Below are 12,955 nucleotides of genomic sequence, written 5' to 3' on the forward strand. Positions count from 1 at the left end.
ACAAACGTAGCAATGGCGTGAGGCCATTGCTAGCGGGTGAAAAGGGAATTGTGTTTACAATTGTGTAGGGACTTATTCGCCTCTGTTTCTTGCGGCGACGTCCTTGTACTTGTTGTGGTCTGCCAGGGTGCTGCTGAAGAAGTGTGTCATGGAGCCGTCGTCCTTGGCCACGAAGTAGAGGGCTTCGGTCTTTGCCGGGTTCAGGGCGGCGTAGATGGCCTTGCGTCCGGGGTTGGAGATGGGGCCGGGCATCAGTCCCTTGAACTTGCGGGTGTTGTAGGGGCTGTCGCTGTTCAACTGGCTCTTATAGATGGGACCGGTCAGATTCTTGAAGATGAACCTCACGGTGGGGTCGGCGCCCAGGGGCATGCCGATGCGGAGGCGGTTGTGGAAGACTCCTGCAATAAGGGGGCGTTCTTCGGGAATGCCGGTTTCTTCTTCTACGACGCTGGCCAGGGTAAGAACACGGTGCCAGGTTCCCAGGGTTTTCCACATGGCCTGCGGCTTGCTGAGCATTTCGTCGCGGAGTTTCAGGTTTGCGGCAACCATCTGCTTCAAAATTGTCTCTTCGTTGGCGTCCATGGCGAAGGGATAGGTGTCGGGGAGCAGGTAGCCTTCAAGAGTCTTGGCTTCGAGGCCCAGGCTTTGGGCGAACTTCGGGTCCTGGACCAACTTGTTCCAGCGGTCCTCGTCCAGGTTGGGGAATGCCTTTTTCAGGTATGCGGGAATCTCCCAGCTGGCTCGGCCTTCGGGAATGGTCACTTTTTTTACGGCGTTCTTGCCGCTTTCGATAATGGCCAGGACCTGGGGAAGGGTAAGACCTGCGGGAATTTCGAACCAACCGGCCTTGAGATTGGGCTTCTGCTTGTGGCAGATGATCTTGAATGCCAGTTCATCAGACCAGATTCCGTTCTTCTGCAGAATCTGGAAAATCTTGGTGGGGGAACTGCCCTTGGGCACTTCGATAAGGGTTAAAGTCTTGTTTTGGGCCGTTTCCTGGAGTCTAGAGTTGATGGAATAGGCTCCAAAACCGGCTGCGAGGGCCAAAATTAGGGTAAAACAAAGTAAAATCTTCTTCATACGGCAAAAATTTAAAAGAAATTATGACAAAAGGGAAAAATAAAAGGTATATTCCTATCGCATAATTGAATTTTACCCTGTTTCTGAGGAAGAATATGAAGAAGGTATTGTTGATTGCTCTTGCCCTGATGGTCGGAATGTCTTTCGCCGCAGGTAAGAAGGTGAAGTCCAAGCTTGGCGATGTTGATCTGACCAAGGAAAAGGATGGCGGCGCTGTTGTATGTACCGCTGGCTTCAACGAAGAACTGACCATCGTTAAGGATGGTGATACCGAAGTGCTCGTTAAGGGTTCTTGCGGTCAGGGTTGGGTCGCTAAGTCCAAGATCGAATACGTTGCTCAGGCTGCTGGCGATAAGTCCATGAAGCTCGAAGGCGTGGACGTGGTCGGCTGGCTCGATAACCCGTCTGCAGTGTTCGTGTTGGAAAACGATGACCTTGACTTCGACGGCGTGAACATCGACCGTGACTTCAAGGAATACCTCCAGCACACTATGGACCGCGAACAGACCGAAATGCGCAACAACGAAAACTAATTAAGGGAATTCCAAAAGCCCTTAAAAACGCCTTGCTGTAAAAAGCAGGGCTTTTTTCATTCTGGAGGCGGGGCGCAGACCCGCCCCCAGACTCCCACCCAGCCGTCAGATGATGTAGTCTTGAAAAGGGGAATTCCAAAAGCCCTTAAAAACGCCCTGCTGTAAAAAGCGGGGCTTTTTTCATTCTGGAGGCGGGGCGCAGACCCGCCCCCAGACTCCCACCCAGCCGTCAAATGATGTAGTCTTGAAAAGGGGAATTCCAAAAGCCCTTAAAAACGCCCTGCTGTAAAAAGCGGGGCTTTTTTCATTCTGGAGGCGGGGGTGTATTCCTCCGTATACGTTTTTTTTATTACGTAAACAAAATATGTATTGAGTTTTGTCCTTTGTAAATCTATAATGAGCCGGATCCTTGGGATTGGTGTATTAACAAAGGATGTTCAAATGAAAAAATTATTAGTGTCTCTCTTGGTAATGGCAGCTGCAGCCTTTGCCGGACCCGTAAGCTACTACGGAAAACTTCAGGCAAAAAATGCCGCCCTGTATTCTGCTAATACCGGAGATAAGGTTCAGTTGAAGGGTATGAGCATGTTCTGGGATACCTGGGATGTGGGCTACAACTTCTATAAGAAGAACGTTATTGACGCCCTGGTTCGCGACTGGAAAATTGAAATTATCCGTGTCGCCCATGGTACCGGCACTAATTTGAATAGCAATTGGAAGTCTCTGGACGAAACCGTCATTGACGCTGCCATCAGTAACGATATCTACGTCATTATCGACTACCATTCTCACAACGCTCAGAATGAAGTTGCAGAGGCCAAGGAATTCTTCACCCATATGGCCTCCAAATATGGTAAGTATCCTAACGTCATTTTCGAAGTGTTCAACGAACCCACCGGCGAAAAGATGTGGAACACTATCAAGAATTACGCCAATGAAATCATTCCGGTGATCCGTAAAAATGGTGGAGCTGACAATCTGGTCATTGTGGGTAACAGCCAGTACTCCGCTCATCCCGAAGAAGTTGGCGCAGGTGACATTAACGACAACAACTATGCCGTAACGTTCCATTTCTACGCTACGGAACATGGTGTTTCCGATGGTGCATACAGCGGCTACTCTAACTTCAAGAGCCGTGTCAATACCGCTCTCCAGAATGGTATGACTGTTTTTGTTACTGAATGGGGAACTACCGAAGCTAGCGGCGACGGTACCGTCAGCGAATCCAAGTCCAATGAATGGATGACCTACCTGGATAGCAAGAAGATTTCCTGGTGCAACTGGTCTGTAAGTAACAAGGGCGAAACCTCTTCCGCATTCATGAATCAGGGTAACTACACCAATCCTTCCAACTGGAGCGTAGACGGTTATTCTGCTTCTGGTAAGTATGTCTACAATCAGCTGCAGAACAACTACAAGACTGCCCCGTGGGTAAATGGTTCTACTCCGAATACCTCTTCTTCTACTGCTTCCAGCAGCGCTATGGCCGCAGGCTATACCGACTACATCGATGACTTTGAAGATGGCGACAAGTATGCCTTTACCGGTGGCGTCTGGTATGCCTACGATGACTCCAAGGACGATAACGGTGCCGGCGAATCTACCATCACCAACGATCCTGAAAAGGATGAAGATGGTGTTGACGGTTTCAAGGTTGTGGTGAAGGGTGATGACACTAAGGGCATGCTGGCTCTCAAGGGCATTAAGCTGGTTCAGGGTAAGAATCTGTATGCTCCTTATGTGGCTCTCGGCGTGAAGCTGAACAAGGACGAATCCGATTATGACTTGTCCTCCTGCAAGTCTATCAGCTACCGATACAAGGGTGCCGAACACAATTTCAAGGCTCAGTCCTCCAAGGTTGAAAACTTCAACTACCATAAGATTGCCTTCAAGGCCCAGAGTTCTTGGACAAAGGCCGAAATTTCATGGGAAGATCTGGACCAGGAAAACTGGGGCAAGGCAGAAATGGAAACTCACTTCAGCATTTCTACCGCATTGAACACCATTAACAAGCTGACCTGGGAAGTGAAGGGTATTGAAAACGCTAACAAGACCTATGACGCTCCCACCTACAACTATCTCTACATTGACGACGTCCGTTGCGACGGTCTGGCCATCAAGCCTGTTGCTGGTTCCGGCTCTACCACCGGTAATTCCTCCAGCTCTACTGTTTTGAACAATAGCTCTAGCTCTACCGTCGTTACCAACTCCTCCTCTAGCATTGTCGTTGGCAATTCCTCCTCCAGTACCGTTGTGACCAATTCCTCCTCTAGCACCGTTGAGGCTAATAGCTCCAGTGCTACCGCTGCCGGCTACAAGGTTTCCGGTAACCTGGAACAGACTGTTGCTCCGAACGGTACCTTCGCTACTGTTACTATTACCGGCGTAACTTCCTTCAGCCGCGACTGGGCTCTGTCCTTCCTGACAATTGAAGAAAAGAACGGTACCGTAACCATTTCTGGAACGGTTCCCGAATGGGCATCTTCCAAGTCTGAAACTCTGACCATCAATGGTGAAAAGGTCGTTGTCAAGTTGACCGTTGCTGCTGCGGGTGCCTCTTCTAGCTCTGCTGTCCAGAACGGTTCCTCCAGCTCTGCAACAGCAGGAAGCAGCGCAACTGTTGCTACCCCCGCAGGCGTAGTGGATGACTTCGAAGATGGCGACAACCAGGCTTACACTGGTGGCTACTGGTTCGCTTACAACGATAAGGGCGACAAGGGCGCATCTACCTTCGCTAACGAAGAAGACGCTGAAAATGGTGGCTATGTGGTAATTTTCCCGGCAACCAACGGTTCCACCACTATGGCTGGCCTTAAGGATGTCGTTCTGGATCAGGGTGATAACAAGTATGATCCTTATGTGGCTCTCGGTTTGAACCTGGGCGAAGAAGATGAAGCCTACGATCTTTCCAGCTGCACCGAAATTTCTTACGACTACATCGGTTCCGCTCATAACTTCAAGGCTGTCCTCAAGGGTGATGGCACGGGCGCTCTGACTGATTATGACCGCCATATGGTTGCTATGAAGGCTTCTACCTCCTGGACTACTGCCAAGATCGCCTGGTCTGACCTGGAACAGGATGGCTGGGGTGCTGAAGTGGTTCTGGATAAGTCTCTGGTTTCTGCTTTCCACTGGGAAATCAAGGCTGAAGTTGAACCCAACTACCTCTATGTGGATAACTTCAAGTGCGATGGTCTCAAGATTGTTCCGCCGGCAAGCAGCGATAGCAAGGATCCCGGCTCTTCTGCTTCTACCGTCGCTCTGAATACCGTTGTTGCTAACCCGCTGTCTGTGGCTCTCCATGGCCGTACCCTCCAGATTGGTGGTGCTGACCTTGTGAATGTTGATGTGTTCGATATGCAGGGTCGCCCCATGATGAGTCTCCGCAACGTCAATAGCGATGTTGCCCTGGAAACTCTGGCTGGCGGTAGCTACATCGTACGCGTCCGTGCTGGCTCTGCCAACATGACCAAGCGCATCATGCTGAAGTAATCTTCATTCCCTAAATTTGTTAGACGAAGTGTCCGCTAGAAATAGCGGGCATTTTTGTATATTTGGCCTCATGAAATTTACGAAAGGTGTAAAAGACGGACTTCCCATTGGAATTGGATATTTTGCCGTATCCTTTTCTTTTGGCATTGCCGGGTCCAAATTATTGACTTGGCCTCTGGTCACCTTGATCTCCATGACTAACTTGACTTCTGCAGGGCAGTTTGCCGGTTTGCAGATTATGGCTGATGCGGCAGGCACATTCATCGAAATGGCTATTGCGACTTTCTTTATCAATCTGCGTTACAGCCTGATGGCCATTTCCCTTTCCCAGAAGGTGGCGCCTAGTTTCGGTACTGGAAAGCGATTGTTCCTGGCCATGGGTATTACCGACGAAATTTATGCCGTTTCCATGGTACAGAAGGAACCGGTCACCCCGATTTACTTTTTGGGCCTGGCCACCTTGCCTTATATAGGTTGGTCCCTGGGAACTTTGTCTGGTGCCATATGTGGCGAAATTTTACCGGCTATTGTGACTAATGCCCTGGGGGTTGCACTGTATGGTATGTTCATTGCCATCGTGGTTCCCCAGATGAAGGCACATAAGCCGACGATGCTTGCTGTGGCTATCGCGATAGGCTGTAGTCTCGCCTTTAAGTTTGTGCCGGCCCTAAGCGGTGTTACCGTGGGCTTTGCCATTATCATCTGCGCCTTGATCGCTTCCCTGATTTGCGCGGCTCTTTTCCCTGTCAAGGATGAGGAGGCTGAAACATGAACTTGAAGCTGTACTTTATGTATCTGGCGGTGATGGCTGTGGTGACGTACCTTTTGCGCGCCGTTCCCTTTGTGCTGCTGAAGTCAAAATTGAAGAGCCCGTTCTGGCGTTCCTTTTTGGCTTATGTGCCTTACACGGTTCTTGCGGCCATGACTGTCCCTGCCATATTCTATTCAACCGATAGCAAACTTTCTGGCGCCTGCGCTCTTGTGGCTGCCGTGGTGGCTTCCTTGTTTGGCGCGGGTCTTGTTGGCGTTGCCGTGGTGGCTTGTGTTACGGTTCTTGGTGTAGACGGCCTTTTATTGTTTTTATAAAGTTTGCGGTACACTTCTAACTTTACCCCATAAATCGAAAATTAACTGTCCGTAAAAAAATGACTTCTGAACAGTGGGAAAAGATTCGCGAAATTTGCGATAAACTATCAAAGGTGACTTACGAGAACCTGACGAAGATTATCCGTCTTGAACAGACGGGAAGTTCGTCTGCCGCCCAGAAACTGGACGATAGTTTTCAGAACGATGTGGACGCCTGGATGGGTGGCGGCACCTGCTTTAGCATGACTTGGCACCTGTATCAGGTTTTTGTGGATATGGGTTTTAAGCCTCGCCTGGTCATGGGCCATAAACGTAAGGAACGGAATATCCATTGCGCGTTGATTCTGCCCGACAATACGTCGTCTCCATTGGCTCCTGCAACGGAATATCTTTTTGATCCGGGGTACTTGATTTTTGATCCGCTGCCGATTCCCCAGCCGCCTCCCTTTGGAACGGGAACTGCGTTCTTTCCGCTGGTTCCTAACTGCGTCCGTCTGGACCGTCCTTCTGCCGACGCCATGTCCCTTTGGACTGGGGGTGCGGGCGCTCCCATGAAATTGCGTTTTGACTATCCGGTGGAGGGCGTTTCTGTAGAGGAATTTAAGCAGCACTGGAATGGAAGTTTTTATAGGGAAATGATGACTTATCCGGTGCTGAACCGCCTAGACCGCGAACGGGGCGTGCAGTACTATTACCAGAAGGGAAATCTGGTAACCCGAGATGCCAATGGCTCCCGTATGGAACGGATTGAGGTGCCCGATCGCGTGGAAACTTTGAGCCGGGTGTTCGATCTTAAGCCGGAATTGATTGAAAGGGCTCTGCATATCCTCGAAAAATAAAAGGATGTGAGGGGGATGTTTTTTGAATAGGTCTTTGAGGCTTATTATAATTTTCTTATATTCTCGCAAACTCTATAGGAGGAATCATGAAGAAGTTTGCGATTGTTTTGCTGTCCGCCCTGTCTATGGCCCTTGTGGCTTGCGGACCTTCTAAGTTGGAAATTCAGGAAATGGCTGTCCAGAGTGACGTGGTTGTCGAAGTCCGTCAGGTCCTGAACGATTCCATTAGCCTTTTTGTTGGCAATACGCTGTACTTGAACGCCAAGCAGATGGTTTCTGACGAAATGTATCCGCTGCTGGTGAGCATGCGTGATCCCGCTGAACTGGAAAAGCCTACCGCAACAGATATCCTGAATAGCGACGAAGACTTGCTGAACTACCTGCGTAGGGTTTCTCCTCAGATGGTAGCTGTGGGTTTGGTCATTGGCGAAACCGCTGCCAATGAAATCGGCTTCGAGGAGTCCGATGTGGTGACCCGATTGACTGCCGTATTCCGGAAGATGGGTGGCGGTACTTTGGTTCTGTTCCACGAAAAGGGTGGCGAACTGACCGACGCCAAGAAAATTTTTTAATAATGATGGGAGTCAACTGGGGACAGTTGACTTTTAATTTTAAGGAGAAGATATGAAGCGACTGATGGCCCTGCTGGGAATTTGCTTTGCTTCCGCCTTTGCCCAGGGAAACTGGGATTCTGCTGATGTTGGATGGGATGATGAGCCCGCCGCTCCTGCAACGGGTGCCGTTGCCGATGGGAATGCTGCTCCCGCTGAAGCGTTGCCTGCGCCTGTGGCGGTTCAGGAGGATGAAATTCCGCCTGTGCCTCCCTCACCTCAGGATCACGGTTTTGTAGAAATTGCGGAACCGGCTGCTCCTAGTCAGGCAGCTCCCGCCCCGGCTTCCTCTGCCGAATCTAAAACTGCGGCCGCTCCTGCCACTGCCGCTCCTGCTGCGGCTCAGCAAGAAGGACTGCAATGGACTTTTACTGGGAATGCAAATGCTGCGGCACCTGCTGCCGTTCCTGCTGCACAGGATGGCGATAGCTTTGTTCCTTTTGGTTCACAACCTGCGGTCAACTCCACTTCGTCTGTTCCCGCAAATGATGACCGCAAGAAATTCTTCGCGGGTGTATTTGCTGCTGGAACCTATAACGATTTCTACGACACAAAGCTTGGATTCGGTTCCCTCGGTAAGAGTGCTTCGGGCTATTCCATCAAGACTTCCGGGGCCGATGATATTCTGGGCAATTTCTGGGGTCTTGGCTATAATGCCGGCCTTAGCGTGCTGTACATGCCCAGTGAATTTGCCGGTGTCCATGTGGAAGTGGGCGGGGCTTATCGTTATGCAAGCAGTGAAGCGGACATATCTGTGATTCTTACTTGGGATGATTCTGATCGACTTCCCGAAAAGTCAGACATGACCATTGAATATTACGTCAAGCAGCTTCGTATCGATGTGCCGGTATTGGCTCGTTTCGCCTTGCCGAATGTGGCTTTCCTGGAAGTGGGCCCCCAGGCGTCTTTCGCCCTTTATTCCAAGAGTAAGACTGTTATCGAAGATGATTTCGGAAAGCAGACTTTCCGCGAACATGACGTGAGCGACGTGTTTGAAATGGATGCAGTCATTGGTGTCGGTTCCACGAAGTACATCGGTACAAAGGCCCTTGACATGAGCTTGCGTTTTGTTATGGGTATCACTGCCTTAAACGATGCTGATGATGCGCCCAAGACTTGGCAGGGACAGTTTAATTTAACCTTCTGGTTCTTGTAATAGGAGGGTGACATGAAGAAGTTTATTAAAAGTTTGCTGAGTGTCGCTGCGATTTTTGCTTGCTCCGAAAGTGCTTTCGCCACATGTTCTGGAACAATTCATTTTCAGAAACCGGCTGAATGGTCTGGCGCAATGGATGTCGTCATTTTGAACAAGACTTTTGCCATTACAGAAGACATGTTCAATTCGGCTACCGGTTTTTATGATATTAAGGTAAATCAAAGCGTGTATTCGAGCCCTGAGGAAAAGTTTGGTATCCAGCATATGGTTAAGGTCAATTCGGGATCTTCTGCTTATGGCCGTACTGAACTGTATTATGTTCTTGCGTCTAAATGGAACGGCTACGAATCTATGTATTCTATGCTTATTCCTAGCCATCTTGATATTCCCTGTCCGACAGATGACGGCGATGTCTATGTGATGGAAAATCCCAAGAAGCCTGGATCTACTTTGATTTCTTCCCAAAAGCCTGATATCAAGTACTTCTATGTCCTTGTACCCGACGATGAAGAGTGGAAGGCTTCCGTTCCCATGTATTCCGGTGATGGTACCTATAAAAACCGCCAGTATCTGAAGGTCGCTCCCGATATGTGCGGCTGGTATTACGCAGTGTGGATGGATGAAGAACTGCCTGAAAATCTGATTTTCTTCAAGGCTGAAGATGAATCTCTTGATGATGCAATTGGTATTGATGGATGGGGCGCTTCTAAGTTGACTCCTATCGCTTCTGCCGCATTGTATGAAGGCTATGGCGTTGACGAACTGTTCTTTATTGCTGATCCGGGCGAATCCCCCGATGGCAAGGTGATTTCCTTGAATGATCCTGAAATTGAGGGTAACTGTACCTATTCCATGGCGGCTGTTCTCTATGATACCGATGCATCTCTCCATGGTTCCTTTACCTGTGATGCCTATCCTGCTGTGGCTTCTAACGGTTGCTATGTGGCTTCTGCTCCCTATGGTTTCCCGGGTGGCGGTGCTGCAAATACTGTTCCCTGTATCGGTGTGACCAAGGGTATCGTCAATGAAAATCTGGATCCTGTTACCAAGAAGCCGACTTATAATCCTGCCAGTGGCTGTTTCCCCAGTAAGGAAGCCTTTGACGTGATGTTCCGCGAGACTCCGGGCGTTAATTCCGTGCATTGTCGCGATGTGCCCTTTTCTCAGACAGCAGACGGCAAGTGGGAATATGACAGTCAGAATGAACCTACTGGCGCATTTACCATTTTGAATGACCTTCAGGATTCTGTTGCTGCCGGGGTATGTACTGGTACCTGCGCCACTGCCGCTACACTCCGTAACGTACTCGGAAATGTGAGATATGGTGCTGGTTCGCTGAGCTATGTTTCTAGCGCTGCAATTTCGTTGTTGGGTAAAGTGGAAAACTGGGCCGACATCGAACCTACGACGGGGCTTCCGTATATTGACCTGTACCCCACGGCTTCTGGTGAGTTTGATTCGGGAACGAATCCTGACGTGTACGACAATCTGTCTTGGGATTTGCGCATAAAGAGCAAGGGAAATCAGCACTTCTGCTTTGAGTCTCATGCCCACTTCGTTTATCGCCCCGGTATGCAGTTCTCCTTCCGCGGCGATGATGATATCTGGGTGTTCATCGACAACAGACTCGCTGTTGACTTGGGCGGAACCCATATGGCTGCTCCTGGTTATGTAAACCTGGATGAATTTAAGGGGGCTCAGGGTAATCTCGTTGCTGGAAAAACTTACGATATCGACATCTTCTTCTGTGACCGTCGAACCGATATGAGTAACATCCGTATCAGTACCAATATGTATCTTCAGCAGAAGAAGAGCCTAACGGTGAGCAAGAAAAAAACTGCCAGCGGAACTTACACTTATGGTGTATGCTATAGCGTAAACAATGGCGGATCCTGCGCAGCTGCCCTGAATGGTAGTGAGAACGTAGAAACTTGCGGTAATGAACTTGCTTCCCTGGGATTGACTCCGTCTTATTATCTAGTAAGCGGAGGAACCCTGGATAAGTCTACCGCAAAGATGTTGACTGCCGGTGAAGTGAACGTGGGTGGCATTGATCTGACTGATCCCTCGGTACCTATGATCTATTATGACAAGATGAAGCTGGCTCCCGGCCGTTGGAGCATCTTTATTGAAATCAATAAATCTACAAAGAAGATCATGACCTTTACCATTGATGAAAATGGAACCTTCGAAGAAGAAATCAGCAGCTCCGATAGTGGTTCCAACGGAGGCGAATTGGACGGCTCTTCTAACAGCAATGGCGGTTCCGAAGAAAATCCTGTTGCCGGTTCATCTGCTTCTGCTACCGAAGATGGTAAGAATCCTGAAGGAGCAGAAAACGGTAACGGCAATGTCGATCCTTCCAGCTCCAGTTCTAAGGAAAATGGAAAGAATGACAGCAGTGATGAAAAGGATGATGAAGACCGCAATTATGCTGAACCTACATTCCGCGTAAAGATGGTTGCTCCCTTTACTTTCGTGATTGTCTTTAACGAAGAGATCGCATCTCAGCCCAAATCCTACGAGGTGATGGATATGCTTGGATCTGTTGTAGCTTCTGGGACCGTTTCAACGAGCGAGACTAAGGTGGTTGCTCCTAGCAAGGGTACCTTCGTCGTCCGTTCCGGCCGTCACCATGAAATTGTGAAGTTCAAGTAAAGACAATCTAACGGTTTAGATAAACATTAAGCCAGCGCAAAGGCGCTGGCTTTTTGTATGTCTATTGATAAACGTTTAATTAGTTCAATGGATTGCTGGTTAAACCATTCGCTTCCATTCCTTACGGAGCATATACAAACCGATAAATGCGGTTCCCACGTCGGCTACGGGCTGGGCGCAGAAAACTCCGGTTAGGCCGAAGAACAGCGGGAGGATCATCAAGAAGGGGATGAACAGGATCAGCTGACGGCAAGCGTTTAGGAACATAGACTTGCCTGCCTTTCCGGTTCCCTGGAAAAAGCTACCTGCAATCATACCGCACGGGACCATGAAAATTGTGCAGGTGAACAGGCGCAATGCCTTGGCAGCCACTTCCTGCATTCTCAGGTCACCTGGGGCGAAGGGGGCTACGAAGGCGGGGGCCTGCCACTGGACCAAAGCCCATGCCAGAACCATGAAAATCATGGCGTAAAGGTAGGCAAACTTGACCACGCTCTTGACTCGGGTGTAGAGCTTGGCTCCGTAATTGTACCCCACGATGGGCTGGGTTCCGTTTACAAAACCAAGCAGGGGCAGCACGATAATAGAGACGATGCTGTTCAGGATGCCGAAAGCGGAAATGGCCATGTCGCCGCCGGACATGGTGGAGGTGGCTTCAATGCTCTTGTTTCCGTAGGTAGTCAGGCTCCAGGCGAGAATTGCGTTCATGAGGCTGTTGCAAATCTGCATTACAGAAGGAGGCAGGCCCAGAATGTAGATCTTGCGCACAAAGGGGGCGCGCAACTTCATGTAGCGGCGATTGATCTTCACCGGCGTACTCTTTTTCAGGAAGAACTGGGTGATGAGAATGCTGCTGACCAGCTGGGAGCAGATGGTTGCCCAGGCGGCGCCCTCGATTCCCCAGTGGAGGCGCATGATAAAGATGTAGTCCAGTGCCACATTAGTGAAGGCGCCGATAATTTCGCGGAACATGGCTGTCTTGGGGTGACCCATAGAACGGATGAAGTGGTTCATGCCCGGGGCCACGGTCTGGAAAACTGCACCCAGCAAGATGATGCGCATGTAGCTGCTGGCTACGGGGAGGGTCTGGTCGCTGGCGCCGAACAGCCTGAGGAGGGATTCCATGAAGATTTCGCCAAAGGCGAAGGCTCCCACTGCCATTATAATAAGCAGCACAAAGGAGTTGTTCAGGATGATGGCTGCCTGCTGGTACTTCTTTTCGCCCAGACGGATCGAGAAAAGGGTGTTGCCGCCTACGCCCACGATCATGGACATGGCCATAATGAATAGGGCGATGGGGAAGCAGAGCGTGATGCCTGCGATGCCCAGGCTGCCCACGCCCTGACCTACGAAAAAACGGTCCACTATATTATATAGTGCATTGACCACCATACTGATGATGGCGGGAACGGAAAACTGCAAAACCAGCTTGGGAATGCTGGCTGTTCCGAAGGAATTCAGTCTTTCTGAGTGTATTTTTGTCATTTCGGGAGCGCAATT

Annotated in this window: 10 protein-coding genes; 8 read left to right on the forward strand and 2 right to left on the reverse strand. The window is 49.8% G+C overall.

Translation table 11 applies throughout. The features are described from left to right. Positions 1-72 precede the first annotated feature (72 nt). Positions 73-1,080, reverse strand: a complete 1,008-nt coding sequence (gene mltG / locus BUB94_RS00070; protein ID WP_249269441.1) for an endolytic transglycosylase MltG — start codon at positions 1,078-1,080, stop codon at positions 73-75. Positions 1,081-1,175: 95 nt separating this feature from the next. Here mltG and BUB94_RS00075 point away from each other — a divergent pair, with 95 nt between their 5' ends. From BUB94_RS00075 to BUB94_RS00110, 8 genes are all read left to right on the forward strand, one after another. Next, positions 1,176-1,613 (forward strand): hypothetical protein, encoded by a 438-nt coding sequence (locus BUB94_RS00075; protein ID WP_073157933.1) that lies wholly within the window; start codon positions 1,176-1,178, stop codon positions 1,611-1,613. 441 nt (positions 1,614-2,054) lie between these two features. After that, positions 2,055-5,105 carry a cellulase family glycosylhydrolase gene (locus BUB94_RS00080; RefSeq protein ID WP_175549659.1) on the forward strand — a complete coding sequence of 1,017 codons (3,051 nt, stop codon included), beginning with the start codon at positions 2,055-2,057 and terminating at the stop codon, positions 5,103-5,105. Positions 5,106-5,175: 70 nt separating this feature from the next. Continuing rightward, entirely contained in the window at positions 5,176-5,877 is a 702-nt protein-coding gene (locus BUB94_RS00085; protein ID WP_073233248.1) for an AzlC family ABC transporter permease, read from the forward strand. Then, the gene (locus tag BUB94_RS00090; protein WP_073157601.1) at positions 5,874-6,191 is read left to right on the forward strand and encodes an AzlD domain-containing protein; all 318 of its coding nucleotides are present in this window, start codon (positions 5,874-5,876) and stop codon (positions 6,189-6,191) included. Before BUB94_RS00085 ends, BUB94_RS00090 begins: the two co-directional genes overlap by 4 nt. Before the next feature lie 59 nt (positions 6,192-6,250). Next, complete coding sequence (locus BUB94_RS00095) at positions 6,251-7,030, forward strand: hypothetical protein (protein ID WP_073233250.1); 780 nt, start codon at positions 6,251-6,253, stop codon at positions 7,028-7,030. 86 nt (positions 7,031-7,116) lie between these two features. Beyond that, a complete protein-coding gene (locus tag BUB94_RS00100) occupies positions 7,117-7,602 on the forward strand; it encodes a hypothetical protein (RefSeq protein ID WP_073157595.1) in 486 nt (161 codons plus the stop codon). A gap of 52 nt (positions 7,603-7,654) precedes the next feature. Then, complete coding sequence (locus BUB94_RS00105) at positions 7,655-8,797, forward strand: outer membrane beta-barrel protein (RefSeq protein ID WP_073157593.1); 1,143 nt, start codon at positions 7,655-7,657, stop codon at positions 8,795-8,797. A 12-nt stretch (positions 8,798-8,809) separates the two neighbouring features. Further along, positions 8,810-11,455 (forward strand): fibro-slime domain-containing protein, encoded by a 2,646-nt coding sequence (locus BUB94_RS00110; RefSeq protein ID WP_073233252.1) that lies wholly within the window; start codon positions 8,810-8,812, stop codon positions 11,453-11,455. 99 nt (positions 11,456-11,554) lie between these two features. Here BUB94_RS00110 and BUB94_RS00115 read toward each other — a convergent pair whose 3' ends face one another. Beyond that, positions 11,555-12,940, reverse strand: a complete 1,386-nt coding sequence (locus BUB94_RS00115) for an MATE family efflux transporter (protein WP_073233254.1) — start codon at positions 12,938-12,940, stop codon at positions 11,555-11,557. Between the last annotated feature and the right edge of the window lie 15 nt (positions 12,941-12,955).

Source organism: Fibrobacter sp. UWH9, assembly GCF_900129715.1.
GTDB lineage: Bacteria > Fibrobacterota > Fibrobacteria > Fibrobacterales > Fibrobacteraceae > Fibrobacter.

Bases quoted from the DNA above. Each gene is read 5' to 3' on its own strand.
- mltG (WP_249269441.1), bottom strand. From the start codon at position 1,080: ATGAAGAAGATTTTACTTTGTTTTACCCTAATTTTGGCCCTCGCAGCC.
- BUB94_RS00075 (WP_073157933.1), top strand. From the start codon at position 1,176: ATGAAGAAGGTATTGTTGATTGCTCTTGCCCTGATGGTCGGAATGTCT.
- BUB94_RS00080 (WP_175549659.1), top strand. From the start codon at position 2,055: ATGAAAAAATTATTAGTGTCTCTCTTGGTAATGGCAGCTGCAGCCTTT.
- BUB94_RS00085 (WP_073233248.1), top strand. From the start codon at position 5,176: ATGAAATTTACGAAAGGTGTAAAAGACGGACTTCCCATTGGAATTGGA.
- BUB94_RS00090 (WP_073157601.1), top strand. From the start codon at position 5,874: ATGAACTTGAAGCTGTACTTTATGTATCTGGCGGTGATGGCTGTGGTG.
- BUB94_RS00095 (WP_073233250.1), top strand. From the start codon at position 6,251: ATGACTTCTGAACAGTGGGAAAAGATTCGCGAAATTTGCGATAAACTA.
- BUB94_RS00100 (WP_073157595.1), top strand. From the start codon at position 7,117: ATGAAGAAGTTTGCGATTGTTTTGCTGTCCGCCCTGTCTATGGCCCTT.
- BUB94_RS00105 (WP_073157593.1), top strand. From the start codon at position 7,655: ATGAAGCGACTGATGGCCCTGCTGGGAATTTGCTTTGCTTCCGCCTTT.
- BUB94_RS00110 (WP_073233252.1), top strand. From the start codon at position 8,810: ATGAAGAAGTTTATTAAAAGTTTGCTGAGTGTCGCTGCGATTTTTGCT.
- BUB94_RS00115 (WP_073233254.1), bottom strand. From the start codon at position 12,940: ATGACAAAAATACACTCAGAAAGACTGAATTCCTTCGGAACAGCCAGC.